This is a genomic window from Streptomyces cyaneofuscatus (assembly GCF_000718135.1).
GTDB classification, from domain to species: domain Bacteria; phylum Actinomycetota; class Actinomycetes; order Streptomycetales; family Streptomycetaceae; genus Streptomyces; species Streptomyces cyaneofuscatus.
On sequence record NZ_JOEM01000019.1, the window covers coordinates 137,940 to 157,056 of the forward strand.

General features: G+C 71.6%; 9 protein-coding genes and 1 pseudogene. 9 read left to right on the plus strand and 1 reads right to left on the minus strand.

Annotation, left to right across the window (positions count from 1 at the left end; translation table 11 throughout):
- Positions 1-8 precede the first annotated feature (8 nt).
- Positions 9-4,016, minus strand: a complete 4,008-nt coding sequence (gene eccCa, locus IF17_RS0128055; RefSeq protein ID WP_237667204.1) for a type VII secretion protein EccCa — start codon at positions 4,014-4,016, stop codon at positions 9-11.
- 402 nt (positions 4,017-4,418) lie between these two features.
- Between eccCa and eccD the strand changes: the two genes are divergently transcribed.
- From eccD to IF17_RS1000000139955, 9 genes and pseudogenes are all read left to right on the plus strand, one after another.
- Complete coding sequence (gene eccD / locus IF17_RS0128060) at positions 4,419-5,825, plus strand: type VII secretion integral membrane protein EccD (RefSeq protein ID WP_030571548.1); 1,407 nt, start codon at positions 4,419-4,421, stop codon at positions 5,823-5,825.
- A gap of 96 nt (positions 5,826-5,921) precedes the next feature.
- Positions 5,922-7,460, plus strand: a complete 1,539-nt coding sequence (gene eccB, locus IF17_RS0128065) for a type VII secretion protein EccB (RefSeq protein ID WP_030571551.1) — start codon at positions 5,922-5,924, stop codon at positions 7,458-7,460.
- Between the two features lie 356 nt (positions 7,461-7,816).
- Complete coding sequence (locus IF17_RS0128070; protein ID WP_003970669.1) at positions 7,817-8,152, plus strand: hypothetical protein; 336 nt, start codon at positions 7,817-7,819, stop codon at positions 8,150-8,152.
- 27 nt (positions 8,153-8,179) lie between these two features.
- Entirely contained in the window at positions 8,180-8,488 is a 309-nt protein-coding gene (locus IF17_RS0128075; RefSeq protein WP_018516200.1) for a WXG100 family type VII secretion target, read from the plus strand.
- A gap of 107 nt (positions 8,489-8,595) precedes the next feature.
- Positions 8,596-9,069 carry a type VII secretion system-associated protein gene (locus IF17_RS0128080; RefSeq protein ID WP_018516199.1) on the plus strand — a complete coding sequence of 158 codons (474 nt, stop codon included), beginning with the start codon at positions 8,596-8,598 and terminating at the stop codon, positions 9,067-9,069.
- Positions 9,070-9,117: 48 nt separating this feature from the next.
- Positions 9,118-12,720, plus strand: a complete 3,603-nt coding sequence (locus tag IF17_RS0128085) for an AAWKG family protein (RefSeq protein WP_030571555.1) — start codon at positions 9,118-9,120, stop codon at positions 12,718-12,720.
- A 106-nt stretch (positions 12,721-12,826) separates the two neighbouring features.
- Positions 12,827-13,279: a YbaB/EbfC family nucleoid-associated protein gene (locus tag IF17_RS0128090; RefSeq protein ID WP_030571558.1), complete on the plus strand. Its 453-nt coding sequence runs from the start codon at positions 12,827-12,829 to the stop codon at positions 13,277-13,279.
- 3 nt (positions 13,280-13,282) lie between these two features.
- A complete protein-coding gene (locus IF17_RS0128095) occupies positions 13,283-13,651 on the plus strand; it encodes a hypothetical protein (RefSeq protein ID WP_030571561.1) in 369 nt (122 codons plus the stop codon).
- 114 nt (positions 13,652-13,765) lie between these two features.
- Positions 13,766-19,117 (plus strand): annotated as a pseudogene (locus IF17_RS1000000139955) (hypothetical protein); the annotation flags it as partial.

A 19,117-nucleotide genomic window follows, 5' to 3' on the forward strand; every position in this document is an offset into this window, starting at 1 on the left:
TTGGCGCGCTACTCCACCAGCGCCGTCTGCACCAGCCGCGGCTTGCGCCGCTGGATGTGCAGGGCCCGGCCCGGCGGCAGGTTGAGCGGCTTCGCGTTGCCGAAGAGGCGGCCCTCCGTGGGCGGGCAGGAGAGCAGGACGGCCGGGTTGTTGGCCTCGTCCAGGCGGCGGATCAGACCGTCGCTCAGCCCGCGTCCCGCGCCCATCGCGCTGCGGGCGACGACCAGGTGCAGGCCCATCTCGAAGCCGAGGGTCAGGTGCTCGAAGACCGGCTCGAACGGGCTCTGGAAGGAGTTGCCGGAGACCATGTCGTAGTCGTCCACCAGGACGAACAGGCGCGGACCGGTCCACCAGTCGCACCTGCGCATCCGGCTGGGCGAGATGTCGGCCCCCGGCACCCGGGTCTTCATCGCTCGGGCCGCCCCCTCGATGGTCTCGTTGAGGTTGTCCAGGGAGATGACGTGCCCGATGCGGTACTCCTCGGGGATGGCGTCCACCAGGGTGCGGCGGTAGTCCACCGCGATGATCTTCGCCTCCGCGGGGGTGTACCGCGCGGTGATGCCCTGGGTGATCAGACGCAGCAGGTTGGTCTTGCCGCTCTCGGTGTCGCCGACCGCGATCAGGTGCGGGGTCCGGCTGAAGTCGTGCCAGACCGGCTCCAGCGCGTCCTGGTCGAGGCCGAGCGCCAGGCGCATGCCGCCGCCCTCGGTCGCCTCGGGTGCCGGGAGTTCGGAGACCGGGAGGCGGTGCGGGAGCATCCGTACCTGCGGGGCGGACGGACCGGACCAGTGCCGGCCGATCTCCGCGACCAGATGGGCGACGCCCTCACCGAGGTCCTCCAGGGAGCCGCTGCCGTCCAGCCGGGGCAGACCGGCGAGGAAGTGCATCTTGCTGTCGGAGGTGATGCCCCGGCCGCCGGTGCGCGGCACCGTACGGGCCTTGCGGGTGTCGATCTCGGAGTCCATCGGGTCACCCATCCGCAGCTCCAGCCGGGTGGCGGCCTGGTCGCGGACCTGCGCGGACAGCTCCACCCAGCGGGTGGTGGTGATGATCAGGTGGATGCCGTAGTTGAGGCCCCGGGCGGCGAGTTCGTTGAACTTGGGGATCAGGTCGTCGTAGTCCTGGCGGACCGTGGACCAGCCGTCCACCACCATGAACACATCGCCGAACGGCTCGTCGGGGAACTCCCCGGCGGCCCGGCGGCGGCGGTAGGACTGCATGGAGTCGAGCGTGTGGTCCACGAAGAACTGCTCGCGGCGGGCGAGCAGCGTCATGACCTCGGCGACCGCCCGGTGCACCCGCTCCGGGTTGAGGCGCGCCGCGACCCCGCCGACGTGCGGCAGCGCGGCGAGCTGGGAGAGGCCGCCGCCGCCGAAGTCCAGGCAGTAGAACTGGACCTCGGCCGGGGTGTGGGTGAGGGCGAGCGCGGCGATGAGCGTACGGGCGAGCGTCGACTTGCCGCTCTGCGAACCGCCCGCCACGGCGACATGGCCGCCCGCCCCGGACAGGTCCACGATCAGCGGGTCGCGGCGCTGCTCGAACGGCTTGTCCACCAGGCCGACCGGCACCCGCAGCTTCCCGGTGCCCGGCCACCGCGCGGCCGTCAGGCCGCGTACCTTGTCCGGCTCGATGCCGGGCAGCAGGGCGTCCAGCGGCGAGGGCTCGTCCAGCGGCGGCAGCCACACCTGGTGCGCGGCGGGCCCGGAGCCCTGGAGCCGCTCCAGCGCCACGTCCAGCAGCGCCTCCTCGTCCTCGGCCTCCTCCGTCTCCGGCTCCGGCTCGGGCGGGGTCTCCAGGGTGCGGGGCACCACCCACCCGCTGGTCCACGGCACCACCTGGCTGGCCACCCGGGCCTGCACGACGGCCCCCGTGCGACGTCGGTACGTCCCCGAGGAGTACGCGGCCCGGAACCGGGTCAGCGCCTCCACCCCGGACTTCAGATAGCCGCTGCCGGGCGCGGCGGGCAGCTCGTAGGCGTCCGGCACACCGAGCACACCGCGGCTCTCCATCGCGGAGAAGGTGCGCAGCCCTATGCGGTACGAGAGGTGGCTCTCCAGCTGGTGCATGCGCCCCTCGTCCAGGCGCTGCGAGGCGAGCAGCAGGTGCACGCCCAGCGAGCGGCCGAGGCGGCCGATCATCACGAACAGCTCCATGAACTCCCGGTGGGTGGAGAGGAGTTCGCTGAACTCGTCGACCACCACGAAGAGGCTGGGCAGCGGCGCGAGGTCCGCCCCGGCGGCGCGGGCCCGCTCGTACTCCAGCGCCGAGGTGTAGTTGCCCGCCGACCGGAGAAGCTCCTGGCGGCGGATGAGTTCGCCGTGCAGGGCGTCCTGCATGCGTTCCACCAGGGCGACTTCGTCGGCCAGGTTGGTGATGACGGCGGAGGTGTGGGGGAGTTCCTCCAGGCCGAGGAAGGTCGCGCCGCCCTTGAAGTCGACCAGGACGAAGTTGAGGGTCTCGGAGGAGTTGGTGAGGGCGAGGCCCAGGACCAGGGTGCGCAGGAGCTCGCTCTTGCCGGAGCCGGTGGCGCCGATGAGCATGCCGTGCGGGCCCATGCCGCCCTGCGCGGACTCCTTGATGTCCAGCTCGACCGGGCGGCCGTCCACGCCGACCGCGATCGGCACCCGCAGCCGGCCGGAGCCGGAGTGCCGGTCGAAGAGGGTCTGTGGGTCGTGCCGGTGCAGATCGGGGATGCCGAGCAGGGTGGTCAGCTCGACGTCGTTGTCCAGCGGTTGCGCGATGTCCGTGCCGAGGCTCATCCGGCGCGGGGTGAGCAGCCGGGCCAGCGACTCGGCGCCGAGCGGGCCGAGCCGGTCCGGGCGGCCCAGCGGCACCGAGCGCTCCTTGCGGCTGCGGTCGGTGCGCACCAGGCTCACCTGGTCCGGCCCCACGGTCAGCCGCAGCGTGTTGCGGCCGGGGCGCCAGCGCAGCGCCCCCGACACGTCGAGGATCAGGGCGTTGCGGTAGCCGTGGCCCTCCCAGCGGTGGCCCTCCGGGACGCTCACACCGTCCAGCACGATCACCGTGTACGGCTCGTCGCGGCCCGGGCGGGCGTCCGGGTCGAAGCCGGGGCGCTCGGCGAACTCGGCGCCGAGCAGATCGTCCAGCTCGGTGAGGTCGGCGGTGATCCGGCGGGCCTGCCCCGCCCCGTCCTCCTCGTGCGGATCCAGCACGTGCGGCAGCCACTTGGCCCACTCCCAGTCGGGCCGCCGCTCGTCGCTGACGCAGAGGGCGATCCACAGCTCCTCCGGCGCGTGGAACACCGCGAGCTGTCCGAGCATGGCCCGCACCAGCGCCCGTACGTCGTCGTGCTCGGGGGCCTGCGCACCGGGAGCCTCCCCGTCGGGCGTCTCCTCCGGGCGCAGCAGGATCCGGGCCGAGGAGCGCAGATAGAGGCCCAGGGGCTGCTCGGGAATGGTGGAGTAGGCGCGGATGAAGCGGCGCAGGGCGTGCGCGCAGAGGGGTTCGAGGTCCTCGACCGGGCGGGTGGAGACCGGGTTCAGGGTGAGGGCCAGCTGCTGTTCGCCGACCGCGAGCCGGACCTCGCCGAAGTCCTCGTCGGCCGGGCGGCGCTCCCACAGCCGGGAAGTGCGGGCCAGCGAGCGGAGCGAGGCGGGCTCGGGGTGACGCCAGGCGAGCGCCCGCTGCTGTTCCGCGATGGTGGTCCGCACCCGCTTGCGGGTCTGCGCCAGGTAGCGCAGGTAGTCGCGGCGTTCACCCTTGAGCCGCTGCTTGCGCTCGCTGGAACGGCGCATCAGCTGCCCCAGCAGCATGGCGCCGGCGGAGAGCGCCATGACGCCCATCGCCAGATACATGAAGACGCCGTTCCCACCGCCGGGGCGCAGGAACATCAGCATCATCGACACCGACATCAGGGCCATCGGCAGATAGGTCCACACCGCCGAGGTGTCGGGCACCGTCTCGGCGAGGACCGGCGGCTCCTGGAGGGTCAACTGCCCCTCGGGCATCTCCGGACCGCGCCTGCGGGCCGGGCGGCGAAACAGCACGACACTCAAGGAAGAGAACCTCCGGTTCACTGACTTTCCGGCCCGCTCCGAATACCGGCCCGTCCGGAAGGAGGAAAGACCGTACCCGTCGGATTCCTCGGGCGCGGGTGCCCCGATGAACGCCGGGTGAATGTTTCGGGCGGATAGCGGGAGCGGTCAACTTCCGTGATGGCCGCCCGTTTGCCGGATTGCTCACCCCGGCCCGCAGTACGGCCGGTGGCCGCAGGCAGTAGTCTGCATTCACGGAACGCGCCCTGTCCACGCGGGAGTGGCGGGCGCCGGGTGTGCGGGGACAATTCCCCTGCCCGGCGCCCCGGTTCACAGCCGCGCGGACTTATCCGTACTGTTCGCACATTCCTTCTCCCCGGGGAAGCTTCCTCAAAGCCCGCACGGAAGACGAGAGTTCTGCTGATGACCGACAGTGCGGTGGCCGAATCGTGCCGCCTGACCGTACGTGCGCCGAGCGTCACCATCGATCTGGCCGTGCCCGCCGACGTGCCGGTCGCCGACCTGCTCCCCACCCTCCTGCGGTACGTCGGTGAGGAGGCGGAGGAGTCCGGCCTCGACCACGCCGGCTGGGTGCTCCAGCGGCTCGGCGACGCCCCGCTCGACGAGGAGACCACCCTGGCCCAGGCGGGTCTCGCCGACGGAGCCGTGCTCCATCTGCGCCCGCACACCGAGGCGCTGCCCGAAGCACGGCTCGACGACCTGGTCGACGGCATCGCCGAGACGGTGGGCCGCCGGCTGCACACCTGGCACGCCGGTGCCGCCCGGGGCCTGCTGGTGGGCACCGCCGTAGCGACCGTCGTGGCCGCGCTGGTGCTGGTGTTCTGGCCCGGAGTGGCCGATTCCACCGCCATCCGGGCCGCCTGCGCGGCCGTGGCCGGAGTGCTGCTCCTCGCGGGTGCCGGCTCCGCCAGCCGCGCGGTCGGCGACCGCCTCTCCGCGACCGCGCTGGGGCTGCTGGTGGCCCCCTGCTTCGCCCTGGTCGGCTGGGTGCTGCCCGGCGGCGACGTGTCCGGGCCGGACGCGGCCCAGGTCGTCGGTGCCCGGCTGCTCGCCGCCGGTGCCGCCGCGGCGGGCGGCGCGGTCCTCGCGCTCGCCGCCACCGCCGTCGGCGCCCCCGCCCTGCTGGCCACCGCCGTGGTCGCGGTCGCCACCGCGATCTCGGGGGCCCTGATGGGCTACACCGGCCTGGACGTGCCCGCCGCCGTGGCGCTGGTCGCCACGATCGTCGCGCTGGCCGCCGGGGCGGTCGCACCGTTCGCCTTCAAACTGGCCGGAATGCGGATGCCCTCCCTGCCGTCCTCCGCCGGACAGCTCCAGGAGGGCATCGACCCGTACGCGGGCGACGAGGTCGCCGAGCGCACCGAACTCGCCGGACGCTGGGTCACCGCCCTCTTCGCCGCCACGGGCACCATCGCCGCCGCCGCCCTCGCGGTCCTGGCCCACACCCCGGACCTGCCCGAGACGCTCACCGCGCTCGCGCTGGCCCTGCTGCTGCTCCTGCACTCCCGGGGCCTGGTCCACATCGGCCAGCGGCTCACCCTGGCGGTGCCCGGGATCTGGGGGCTGCTGCTGCTCGCCCGCGCCTGGGCGGTGGACAGCGACGCCGACGGCCGCGTGGTCGTCTTCGCGGTGCTGCTCGCCGTGGCGGCCGCCCTGGTGACCGCGTCCTGGATCGTGCCCGGCCGCCGGATGCTGCCGTACTGGGGCCGGGCGGCGGAGCTGGCCCACACCGGCCTCGCGGTCGCGCTGCTGCCGTTCACCCTGTGGGTGGCGGGCCTCTTCGGCTGGCTGCGCGGCCTGTTCGGCTGAGCGGCTCCCCGTACGACCCACCCGGCCGCAACACCCCCGTACGCCGGTCCACGCCGTTCCATCGCCGTTCCATCGAAGAAGAGTTGAGGAGAGGCTGTGCAGTCCAAGCGCGACCAGGTGCAGGCCCACGGTTTCATGATGGCCAGGCTCAGCTCGGGTCTGCTGACGGCCGACCCGGACGCCCCCGAGAGCCCGCTGGGCCGGACCACCCGGGGTGTGGTCTTCGGCCTGCTGGTGACCGTCCTGATCGGCGCGGGCGCCACCGTCTACGGGCTGCTGCGCCCCGGCGGCAACGAGACCTGGCGCAAGGGCGAGAACCTGGTGGTCAACCGGGAGACCGGGGCCCGCTATCTGTGGACCGGCACCGACGGCGTGCTCCACCCGGTGCGCAACTACGCCTCGGCCCGGCTGATCGGAGGCGCTCAGCTCAAGGCCGTGGACGTCTCCACCGCCTCGCTGCGGGACGTGCCCGTCGGCTCCCCGGCCGGCATCCCCGGCGCCCCCGACACCCTCCCCGGCCCCGCCCAGCTGGACACCGGGGCCTGGCACATGTGCGTGACCGGCCCGGACGGGGCGCTGCCCAGCACCGCAGGCGGCGTCACGGGCATGGGTGTCGACCGGGCGGGGGCCACCACCCTGGTCGCCGGGGCGCCGCTGGAGACCCAGGACGTCGGCGCCGGCCGCGGGGTGCTGGTGAGCGGCCCGGACCGCACCGAGTACTTGGTGTGGCGGGGCAGCCGACTGCCCCTGGACCGCCCCTCCGACGCCCGCAATGCCCTCGGTTACGGCTCCGAGAAGGCCATGCCCGTCTCCGCCGCCTTCCTCGACGCCCTGGCCCCGGGCCCCACGCTGAAGCCGCCGGCGGTCCCGGGGCGCGGGCAGAAGGGCCCGGTGCTGGGCGGTGAACCGAGCAGGATCGGCCAGCTCTTCGAGGTCAGCGTGCCCGGTGGCGGCTCCACGTACCACCTGCTGCGCAAGGACGGCCTGGTGCCGCTGTCCCGGCTGGAGGCCGCCCTCGTGCTGGGCGACCCGGCCACCCAGAAGGACGCCTACGAGGGCCGGTCGCCCGAGGCCCGCGCGGTCGGCGCCGACGCGCTCCGTACGCACCGGGCCAAGGAGACGGCCGCCGCCGGAGCCGCCGCCGAGCTGCCCCGTACGCCGCCGGTCCCGCAGTCCGCGCCCCGGGGCACCGCGCTCTGCGCCCAGGTGGACGGCGGAAACGGCGGCGCCCGGATCCGGTCGGTGCTGGTGCCGCTCACCGGGCTCGCCCCCGTGGCGGTCTCGCAGGGCGCCGCCCAGCCGGTGGCCGACGCCTGCGCCCGGACGGACGCCACCGTCGTACGCCCCGGACGCGGCGCCCTGGTCCGGGCGCTGCACGCCAGCGGCGCGGCGCACGCGGGGACGACCTACCTGGTGGCGGAGAACGGCGTGAAGTACCGCGTCCCGGCCAAGGACTCCCTGAGCGCGCTCGGGTACGGGGAGGGGGACATCGGCTCGGTGCCCGCACCGCTCCTCGCGGCGCTGCCGACCGGCGCGGACCTGGACCCCGCCGCGGCCTCCGGCGCCGCGGAGCCCCGGGTCACGGCGCCCCGGTGCGCTTCCGGCAAGGGCGACACAGTCGACTCCCGGCCATGATTCAGGCATACCTCCCATACGGTGCCGAAGAAAGGGGAAAGGGCGCGGAAAAGTAAAGCTTCGAACATGACTCGGCGCAGAGGAACCTCAGATAAAGCTCAGAGAATGGGCCGCGGTGATGACCGTTCGGATTCTCCCGTTGCCCGTTTCCCGTCCGTATGGACCGCAACACGCCAACCCTGCTCGGCACGCGTTCATTTCGCCGAAACCTTCGGACAACTCCAGCGGCATGTAAGGATTCTGACGGACAGATCTATGCTCAAATCTTCCCGACATGCGTTGCGCCGCACGGCGAGTTCTCTTTAGCCTCAGCGGGCAACGGTGCCATGAGAGTCACTCAACGAAGGGAGCGCGACATGGCTGACAGTGGCCAGAGGCGGGCGGACTATGCCAAGGGCTTGGGAGGTGTCTCCTCGCTGGAGTCGGCCCGGGCCGCGGTCGAGAAGATCCAGAACAACGTCGCGGAGATCGCCGCTCGTTCGGGTGTCGGCGGTGACGAGGGCCAGGCCCTGCTGAAGCTGTTCCGCAGCTGGAACGGCGAGGCCCAGAAGGTCGTCGTCCAGATCAGCAAGATGGTGGACGCGCTCCAGGAGAACGTCACGTCGGCCGACCGGTTGGCGAAGGAGAACCAGGACCTCACCGAGGTGCTCAACAGCAAGACCAGCCAAGGCGTCTTCGAAGCACTGCGCTGATCCGCCCCCCACCCGAGAGGAGATGTCATGGCCGACGGCATCATCGATGTGCAGTACTCCACGGTCCGCAACGCGATCGAGGAGCTGAAGCAGCAGACCCAGCAGATCATCACCACCCTCAACAACCTGGAGGACGAGCTCAAGCCGCTCATCACCTCCTGGGAGGGTGACGACCAGGCGATGTACCGCGGTGTCCAGGCCGAGTGGGACCAGGCGACCAAGAACATGGCCCTGCTCCTCGGCGACAGCGGTGAGCTGGTCCAGAGCATCCACGACAACCACTCCCGTGACGAGCGCAGGAGCGCCGACAACTGGGGTGGCGTGCGGGCTCGCTAGCCTTCCCGCCGGGGGCCGCCTCCCGCCGTACGCGGTGGAGGCGGCCCCCGGCTTCCGTAGCTCCGTTCCCGTGACCCCAACCGGGCCCGATCGCAGGAGGACGTCCCATGGCCGGTGAGCACGCCGACGTCAAGCATTTCGACCTCAAGCAGATGGAGAACTTCCGCGACAACGAGGTCCACCCCGTCTACACCAAGGCCAAGAAGCACAAGGAGGAGGGCGAGGGTGAGGGCGAGGACCGCATCCGCCCCCTCAGCGAGCTGGTCGGCGGCTACACCACGCCCGACAACCTCGACCAGACATCGCAGATCCTGCGCCTCGGCCTGATCGGCAGGGAGAAGATGATCTCCGGTCCGACGCTGGTCGAGAGTGTGAAGTCGGTCGCGACCTCCTTGGACAAGCTGCTCGGCGACCAGATGGAACTCTTCAAGGAGCTCAAGGAAGCTCTCACCGACACCATCGAAGAGGCCAACAAGACCAAGAACAAGAACCTGGACGCGATCGACGCCCAGACGCTGCTCCAGACGTTCGAAGAGGTCGACACGCTCACCAGCGGGTCCTCGGGCACAGAAGAGAACTAGCCGACCCCGAGCACGGGGTGGACGGCGAGAGACGAGAGAGGGCACGCGGTGGCCGACCGGTACGACGAATCATCCGTGGGGAACGTCGACAAGTACGAGAACACGGACGCGGCATCGTCCGACAACTGGGCCGACCTCGTCCATCACATCACCGGCTACCCCGTGCCCAAGCGCAGCGAGATCTTCGACACCCTCCGCTCCGACCACGGCGGCAAGCTCTTCCGCATGGACATCAAGGAGCGCAGCCTCAGCCTCCTCGTCAAGGACTCCGGCTTCCTGCAGAACAAGGGCCAGGACTACGACATCTGGTTCTTCGACAGCGGGAAGAAGCGCTCCATCATGCAGGCCCGCATCGTCTTCGAGGGGCGGGTGAAGTCCGGCGACGAGATCATCTTCGCCGGCACCGACTCCACCGACGTCAACAACGTGGACGTCCGCGAGGGCAACGAGTTCACCGACTACAACAAGGACAAGTTCAGCACCATCCCGCTGGCCCGCTACATGAACGGGCCCCGGGCGGCGCTCATGTCCCTGCTGGACGGCGGAAACAGCGCCAACGGCCGCTTCAGCGGTGAGGTCGCCAAGGAAGGCGATGCCGTCGACCTCACTTCCTTCACCAAGGCCGGCCACTCCTTCGACTACGCCGCCCAGTTCTTCAAGTACCACGCCCCGGTGCTGAAGGACTGGGAGGACCGCTTCGGGCGGGACGACGCGAGCTGGAAGGGCGAGGCCGCGGAGGTCTTCCGCAGCCTCATCAAGAAGATCCGCGAGAACTACGACGCCTACGTGGAGACCTTCAACGAGACGGCGGGCAGCGGGGACGCCACCGGCACCGGCAGCACCGTCTACTCCCGCGCACTCTCGCTGGGCCGCTCCCACCTGGAGCAGGCCGCCCGGGACCTGCTCGGCTACTGGCTCGCCTGGGCCCAGTCCGACTACTACGACCCGCACCGGGTGCTCCGCTACGTCCTCGACGACCTCGCCAAGTGGGTGGACACGGAGAACGTGGCCAGGACGAAGATCACGTCCACCACGTACCGCTACACCACCTCGGTCAGCCACAAGCCGGAGGCCGAATTCAAGCAGGTCCACCCCGAGTACGGAGACCTCACCGACATCGCCAACTGGGCCAAGGTCGGCGACAAGGCGGTGGACATCTGGAGCCGGGCCGTGGACGACATGCTCGTCAAGAACGCCCGCATCGTGCAGTCGCGGCTCAACAACCAGTTCCTGGACCTCTCCAAGGACTTCTCCGAGAACGTACCCGAGCCCAAGTCGACCGGCACGGCGAGCGAGGAGTACGAGAAGAAGAAGCTGGAGGAGGAGAAGGAGGAGATCAAGAAGGAGAACGAGGAGAACCGCCGCTACCAGGACGAGCTCCGCGAGGAGCAGCGCAAGCAGCGGGAAGAGGACAAGAAGCTCCAGGAGGAGCTCCGTAAGGAGCAGGAGGAGCAGCGCGAGGAGGACAAGAAGTACCAGGACGAGCTCCGCGAGGAGCAGCGCCTCCAGCGTGAGGAGGACAAGAAGCTCCAGGAGGAGCTCCGTAAGGAGCAGGAGGAGCAGCGCGAGGAGGACAAGAAGTACCAGGACGAGCTGCGCGAGGAGCAGCGGCGGGAGCAGGAGGAGGCCAAGCGCGAGGCCGAGGAGCAGGCCAAGCAGATGGAGGAGAGCCTCGGCAACATCAACGGGCCGGGCGGCGGAGGTGAGAACCTCGGCAACCTCGACGACCTGCTGAACCTCAAGTCGGACATCCCGGTGACCGAGAGCCTCGGCGACCTCGGCGGTATCAACAACCCCGGCCCCGGCGACTCCAACACGCCCAGCCTCGACGATGTGAACAACGCGGTCACCGAGAAGCTCGGCAACCTCGGCGACGTGAACAACCCGGGCGACGCGACCAACCCCGGCGGCGGCCCGGTGCCGGTGACCTCGAACCTCGGCAACCTCGGCGGGCTCAACGGTGGCCCCGGCTCCACGCGGAACCCCAACGACGCGGCCAACCAGGCGATCTCCGAGAACCTGGGCAGCCTCGGCGACCTCAACAACGGGGCGGGCGGCTCCCTCGACACCCCGACCGGCGGCAAGACCCAGCTCGACGCCTCCGGCCTGAACACGGACTTCCCGGACGGCAGCAGCACCTCCTTCGACAAGGACACCGGGATCCTCACCACCACCCACCCGGACGGCAGCGTCACCACGCAGGATCTGGGCGACGGCGCCCGAGTGACCAACCCGGACGGTTCGGTGACCTCCCTCGGCGACGACGGCAAGCTGACGACGACGTTCCCCGACGGTACGAAGCAGGAGATCGACCCGGCGACCGGCCAGGCAACCTCCACCGCCCCGGACGGCACCGTCACCACGGAGAACCTCGGCAACCTCGGCGGCCTCAACGGCCGGAACAGCATCGGGGACCTGGCGAACCTCGGAGACCTGGGCAACATCAACGCCGACCTGCCGACCGAATCACGCGGAGACCTGGGCGACCTCGGCGACCTCGGCGACCGGCAGACCATCAACGACCTGGGCGACCTCGGGAACCTCAACACCGGCGACACGGGTCTGAAGTCCTCGACCGGCAGTCTCACCGGGCTGGAGAACGGCGACTTCGCCACCACGTTCCCGGACGGCGGCAAGACCGTCTTCGACCCGGACACGGGGCAGCTCACCAGCATCGCTCCGGACGGTTCCAGGACCACCACCGACCTCACCCACGGGGCCGAGGTCACCAACCCGGACGGCTCGGTCTCCTCGCTGGACAACGGCAGGTTCCTCAACTCCTTCCCGGACGGCTCCCAGCACTCCATCGACCCCGACACCGGCATCGCCACCGTCACCGACCCCCAGGGCAGGACCGAGACGGTCACCCTCGACGAGCTCAACTCGCGCGGGAGCGCCAACGACAGGCCGGACTTCCTCGACGACCTGCGGGACCTCGACCGGAACCGCGACCTCGGCAACCTCGGTGACCTCAACGGGAACCGGGACCTGGACGGCCCGAACGGGAACCGGGACCTCGATCTCGACGGACTCAAGGATCTGGCCAACGGCAGCAGCGGCAGTGGCAGCGGTGGCGGCGGTGGCGGCGGTGGGGGAGGCGACGGGACCACCAACCGGGACGTCTCCCTCTCGGAGCTGGGCCTGGGCGCCCAGGTCGGCGCGGGCGGCTCCGGCGGCGGTCTCCCCGGCGCGAACCTCCCGTCCTCGGAGACCCTCGGCCAGGTCTCTCCGCTCTCCGACAGCGCCACGAACAACGCGGCGGTCCCCGGCGGCGGCTCCGGCGGCGGACCGGGAGCCCCCGGCGCCCCGGGCACACCCGGCACCCCCGGTATGCCGATGGGCGGCGGCATGGGCGGCATGGGTGGGGGCGGCGAGAAGGGCAACGGCGAGCGCGTGCGCTCCGTCCTGGTCGACGCGGCGGAGGAGAGCGAGCGCCGCAACCGCCGCCGGCGCAGCCCGTGGAACCGCCAGGAGGACAGCGACACCTTCCTCGCCCCCGCCTCCCGGGTGGCCACCACCGGCGGCAACTCCCCGGCCGAGGACGAGGAGGAGCAGGGGCGCAGGCCCGTCACCTCCGCCGACTACCTGGAGGAGGACGCGGACGTCTGGGGCACCGAGGAGGGCGGCACCCCGGCCGTCATCGGGAGGTGACGTTCGCTCAGACGCCTGTCACCAGGCAGGATGAGCGGGCCGGGCGCCGAGCCCGAACCGACATCCGTACGTACGTGAAGACCGAGGCAGAAGGAGGGGAGCGGGCGTGACCGAACCGCTGGAGAAGCGCCTGGAGAGGGCCATGGCCGAACTGCAGGCGGCCCAGGAGGCGGTGGCGCGTACCGAGCGCGAGCTGCGGTCGGCGTCGTTCGCCGTGCTCTCCTCCGACCGCGCGGTCCGGGCCACCGCGGGCCCGCAGGGTGAGCTGACCGGGATCGAGTTCCTGGAGAACAAGTACCGCGACATGTCCCCGCAGGAGCTGGCCGCCAGCGTGCTGGAGGCGGCGAGCGCGGCCCGGCTGAAGATGAACCGCCATGTGATGAAGGCGATGGCCCCGTTCGCCGAACCCAGCAGCAACGTGCCCGAGCTGAAGGGCTTCGAGCTGGACTGGGAGCGCATCTTCGGCCCCGAGGTGCTGCGCGAGGACGACCAGGACACCGAGCGCGGCCCGGCCACCCCCGCCTGGCGGGACGCGCTCGGCGACGAGGGAGAGGACTGAGCGATGGGACAGCGGTACTACGTCGACCCGGAGCGCATCGAGGCCCTGGCACGGCAGTTGGAGGAGATCGGGACGCTCACCCGGTCCATGACCGAGGAGTTCCTCGACGAGCTGGCGCCCACGGTCAGCTGGCCCGGCACCAACAGCGAGTTCTCCGAGAAGGCCAAGCCGCAGGAGCAGAAGGAGCGGCAGACCACCAAGGACACGATGCTCTCCATCCGGGACGCGCTGGTGGGCATCACCGACGCCACGATCGGCAACGTCCGGATGATGAAGGACACCCGCGACCGCAACCTGGACGAGATCGAGCACGGCAACAGCCGCCTCGAAGCCGACGGATTCGACGGCCCGGGCGGGCATGGCCGGCGCTGACCTCCGCACCGCAGGCCGCTCCCGCACGCGACCGGGAGCGGCCGCTCCGTCCTGCCCGCACGGCCCCCGGGACGGCCGTCGGTGAGCATCCAGGTATCGCCCGAGGTCAACGCCATGATCTTCATCCTCACCGGGGAGAAGCTCATGGACGCCGACGAGGACCTCGCCTTCGAGAGCCGCCGGCCCTACTCCGGCCTCGGGCGCAAACTGGACCGGCTCTCCTCGCTGATCGACAAGTCGATCCACGACATCGGCGAGTCCATGCCGGACGACCTCGCCTCGTCGTACGCCAAGGCGATGGGCATGCTCATCGACGACGGCGGCAAGAACTACCTGCGCGACTTCTCCGACCAGCTCGACAAGATCGCCGAGGGCCGCCGCAAGACCTCCATGGACATCATGGAGTCCAAGTGGCAGGTCATCGCCGAGATCATCCGGCTGCTCATCGAGATCGCCATCTACCTGGCGATGTCCTTCTTCACCGGGGGCGCCTCGGCCAGCCAGATCATGATGGCCAAGCTGCGCAGCCGCTTCTTCATCCTCACCACGCTGAGCCATCTGCTCCAGCGACTGCACCTGGCGCCCTCGCTGACCGAGGCGTTCGCCGAGGCGTTCACCACCTTCGCCGTGCGGCTCGCGATGATGAACTTCGCCCCGGACGGCCGGCGCCCCGACGGCATCGACTGGGGTGACATCGGCAAGGCCGCCGCGTTCGGCGCGGCGGCGGGGTTCTTCACCAGCGTCTTCGAGAAGTTCGCCAAGGACATCGTCAGGAGCTTCGACGGCAACTTCCTCAAGGGGGGCCCGGATCTCAACTTCAAGAACCCTCCCAACCTGCGGGACACGCCGAACGTCGACATCAAGACCAACGGGCCCACCCCCAACCCCAAGCCGGACCCCGACCTGCCCGGCCCCCCGAAGGACCGCCCCGACCCGAACCCGTACGGCAACACCCCCGGCCCCACCCCCTCGCCCGGCCCGGTGCCCGTCACCTTCCGGGACGGTCCGCTCTCCTTCCGCAACAACCCCGAACTGTGGCGCAACAGCCAGATCCTGCGCCTCAACCTCGACCGGCCGGGCGCGCTCACCGCGCACTACGCACTCAAGGGCACGGCGGACTTCATCGCCGCCGGAGCCGGCGAGGTGGTCGCGGAGATCCTGATCAAGGGGGCTTTCGAGGGGGACTGGTCCTCCAGCTGGACCACGTTCGTCGGCGCGGGTGTCAGCAGCCGGGTCGAATCCACCCTCATGAGTGCCGCACTCAACAGCGGCGCCGAACTCCGCCACGCGATCGACAAGCTGCGCAACCAGCCACCGCCGACCGTTTCCGGTGGAAACGGCGACGGAAACGGCAACGGCACGGAGACGGGCGGTTCCGACCGCACCGAGGGCCCCTCGCGCACGGACAGCACCGGTGGCCCCGGCTCCGGCCCTGGTCTCTCCTCGCCGCCGCCGGTCGTTCAACAGACCACGAGCCAGGGTGACTTCACCGGCAGCCAGTCGCCGCCGCCCTATGTGTCGCAGGACCCGCCCCCCTACGTCTCCGCCGACCCGCCCCCGTACACCCCGGGCCCGCTGCCCGTCACCGCGGCGGAGAACGCGCTGTGGCAGCAGGTCCACCAGGGCCCCGCCGAGGTACGGGAGCAGGCGCTGCGGGATCTGGCGGCTCTGCGGGGCTCCCAGCCGCCGGGCAGCGTGGAGATCGGCGTACGCGACGGGGTGCACGACCGGCTCTCGCAGCTGCCCGAGGTGCGGGTGGTGCCCTCCGGCAACAGCCCGGCCGGTCAGGTGGACACCGACGAGGTGCGCCGGGCCCTGGAGGGCTTCGGCACGCCGGTGACGGTGGATGCGCCGATCCTGGGGGAGAGGGCAGGGGAATCGGTCGGCGGCGGCACCGGAATATCCGGTGGCGTGGACACCGGAAAATCACCGGGTACGGAGACCTCCTCCGGCCCCACCGACCAGTCCGGCCAGCGGAACCAGTCCGGCCCGGACGGCCGCACCACGGCCCCTCCCGAGGTGGACACCAGCGGTTCGTACGGCGATGAGCGCGCTCCCGGAGAGTCCGGCGGCGGCCCCGAGACGCGCGGCGGCGAGGGCGACGCCTCGACCACCGCCGAAGGTCCCGGCACCGGTGCGCCCCCGCTGACCGTCGTCGTCTCCGAAGGGCCGCCGCCGGTCGCCGGATCACCGGAGGCGGCGGAGCTGCTGGATGGGGCCGGGGTCGACCGGGCCGTGGTGCTCGGTCCACCGGCCGGTTCCGACGCGACGGGGCAACCGGTGCGCGAGGCGGTCGAGCTGACCCGCGAAGGCCCCGGCGCGCCGGTGGAGGTCCGCCCGCTCACCGGCCCCGGGTCCGCCGCGACGCCCGACGGTGGGGCGGACACGGCGTTCCCGGGCGCGAACGTGCTGCTGCCGGTCGCCGACGCCCTGGGCGTGCCGCCCGTTCTGCCGGCCGCTCCACCGCCCGCCGCCTCGACCACCGGGTCGGCCAACCCGGTCCCCGCGTCGGCGGCCTCGCCGCCGCGTTCCGTCGCGCAGGGCGGCCAGCCCGGCGACGCGGGGGCGGTCGAGCCTCCGCCGGGCGAGCAGGTCCCGCAGGCGCAGGAGACGCCGGCCGCGTCCGCCGGCCCCGAGTCCGGCCCGGCCGACCTCGAGTCCGCGGCCCGCCGCACCGAGTCCGAGCGGTACGACACCGACCTGTCCTCCGTGAAGGTGGTCTCCGGTGAACCGGCCCCCGCCACCGGCGACCTGCCGGGCCCGGAGTCCAAGCCGACGCCGCTCACCACCACCGACTCCGAGACCGCCCCGGACGTCAAACCGCCGGTCACCTCCACAGCCCCCGAGACCGCCCCGGACGTCAAACCGCCGGCCATCCCGACATCCTCGGCCACCCCCACCGACGTGTCCGCCGCCTCCAAGCTGGCCGCGGACGCCCGGCCCTGGACCGAGACGGCCACCGACCTGCACCTGGAGTCGGGCCGAGGCGACGGGAACACCGCCGCCGCACCCTCGGCCGCCTCGCCCCCGCCCGGGCAGATCACGGTGCGGCCCGCGGAGCCCGTACAGGGCCAGCCCCCGCGGTCGCTCCGGGACTTCCTGCCGGAGGACCAGTGGTGGACCTTCTACATCGACCCCAAGAACCACCAGGCCGCGCTCGAAGCCTTCCCGGACGACCCCGGCTCCTACTACGACCACGATCGCTCACCGGGGTTCCAGCAGGGCATGGTGTCGGCGTACACACAGTTCCTCGGCGACCCCGGCACCGTCGGGACGCCCATGGACTCGACCTCGTACCGGACCATGCACGGGCTGGCCACCGGCCACCTCGGCCGGACGATCGGCTGGTCCGGCGGCGGTGCCACGCAGTTCCCGCTGCGCGGTGAGACGCTCGCCGACGACATCTTCGACGAGCGCGTCGGCGATCACCTGCTGGTTTACGACACGACCAGCCGCGACTGGTCCACGCCCCTGCCCAAACCCCGGCCGGTCACCATCCTGACCCGGTTCCTGCACAGCAACCCCTCCCTGGCGACCAATTACGGCAAGAACGCGGCCCCCGGCCTCGTCGACACGCTGTTCCAGCAGCACTACGCCCGGGTGTCCGACCCCGATGCCGACGACACGGCCAAGCTCGCCTCCATCGTCCGCACCATCCGGGCGCTGCACGTCGTCCACCCGTTCCAGGACGGCAACCTCCGGTCCAACGTGCAGATCCTGCTCCCGAAACTCCTCCTTGAGCAGGGTCTGCGCCCGGTCGTGCCGGACAACATGTACAGCCTGTTCCAGGGCGGCCACTCCGTACCGCAGATGGTCGACTCCCTGATCCGCAACGGCGCGCTGGACACCGGGAGGCCGCGCCCGCCGCAGGGGGAGACCGCCACCGACGTGAACCTGGAGTCACGGCGGGACAACGCCATGGACACGGGCGACAACCCGGTTGCTCCCATCGCCACGAGCAGCAGTTCCGACGGCGACACCAGCACGCCGCCGCCCCCCACCGCCGGGCCGTCCGTCACCACGCTCGACCGGAAGAAGGTGTCCTTCAGCGAGCTCCGGCGCCTCGTGCCGCAGACGGCGTTCACTCCGCAGCCCGGCGTCGCCGTGCAGACGGTGACCATCTCGCAGGGCCCGGCCGAGGACGGTACGGGGCAGAGCGCGGGCCGTGAGGCGCTGCTCGGCCAGGACACCTTCCGCGGGGTGCGCACCACCTCGGCCGAGCCTCCGCCTCCAGGAACCTCCGAGGAGGCCCCGCCCGCTCCCCGCACGGTGTTCACCGGCCCGCCGACCGCACTGCCCGGCTCGGGCAGCGAGCGGGGCGCCGACTACTTCGTGGGCCACGGCACGCCCCGTACCGTCACCCTCGGGACGGACAACCCCGCGTACCCCACGGTCAAGGTCAGCGGTGTCCAGCTCGGCGAGGTCCTCAAGTCCTGGGTGCAGGACGGGGACCGGGACCGGCCGCTGGTGCTGTTCTCCTGCGAGACGGGGCAGCAGCCGAAGATCGCGGGACTCCCGGTCGCCCAGCACGTGGCGAACCGGACCGGACGCCCGGTCTACGCGCCGACCACCGAGGCGGGCACCGCCAAGGACCGGGACGGCAACGTCACCGCGGTTCTCGGCGAAGGTCCGGACGGGCCGGGCCGGTGGCGGCTGTTCACCCCGGAGCCCGCCGGAACCGAACTGGACGACCTGGCCCGCGACGCCGGACTGCACACGGGCCCGGACCCGGCCGACGCCTTCGCCCGTGCCCGTACCCTCCAGCAGCTCCGCACCCTGCGCGCGGTCCTCGGCCCGGACGCCGAACAGCAGCCGGGCAACCGGGAGTTGCTGGCTGCGCTCGCCTACGTGGACGGGCTGCGCTGGCGCGATCCGGGCACCGCGGCCCGGTACGGCGACGGCCGGATGACCCCGGACCTGCTGGACCGGATGGTCACCGACTGGCACACCGCCACCAACGGCGGGAACGTCGACCCGGCCACCGGTCCCACCCAGCGGCAGTACACCGCGTTCCTGGAGGCGGCCGCCGGGCTGCGGTCCGGTGCGACCCCCACGACGACGCTCGACCGGCTGTTGCCGCCCCCGCCGCCCGCACCGGCACCGGACACCCTGGTCTCACGGGCCGACGTGCTGGGCCTCTCCTACGCACGGTCCGCGCAGATCGCCTGGTCGCTGTCGGACGCCCCGCTGCCGCTCTCCGAACTGGGCCTCGGCCCCGACGACACCGCCGAGCTGGCCCGCCGCCTGCACCGCCCGGAGCCCGCGGCTCCGCCCACCCCGGCCGTCGACCCGGACGCGCCCGTGTCCGGGGGAACGCCGCCTCCGGTCCCGCCCCCGGTGAACTCCCTCGTCGTCAACGCGTACACGGCCCGGCACACGTACGGCATTCCGGAGAAGAACTTCAACAAGTTCCGTGATGTGGCGCGGGACCGGAATGTGGTCGTGGATGTGCGGCCGACGAATCCT

Bases quoted from the DNA above. Each gene is read 5' to 3' on its own strand.
- IF17_RS0128080 (WP_018516199.1), top strand. From the start codon at position 8,596: ATGGCCGGTGAGCACGCCGACGTCAAGCATTTCGACCTCAAGCAGATG.
- IF17_RS0128075 (WP_018516200.1), top strand. From the start codon at position 8,180: ATGGCCGACGGCATCATCGATGTGCAGTACTCCACGGTCCGCAACGCG.
- IF17_RS0128095 (WP_030571561.1), top strand. From the start codon at position 13,283: ATGGGACAGCGGTACTACGTCGACCCGGAGCGCATCGAGGCCCTGGCA.
- IF17_RS0128070 (WP_003970669.1), top strand. From the start codon at position 7,817: ATGGCTGACAGTGGCCAGAGGCGGGCGGACTATGCCAAGGGCTTGGGA.
- eccD (WP_030571548.1), top strand. From the start codon at position 4,419: ATGACCGACAGTGCGGTGGCCGAATCGTGCCGCCTGACCGTACGTGCG.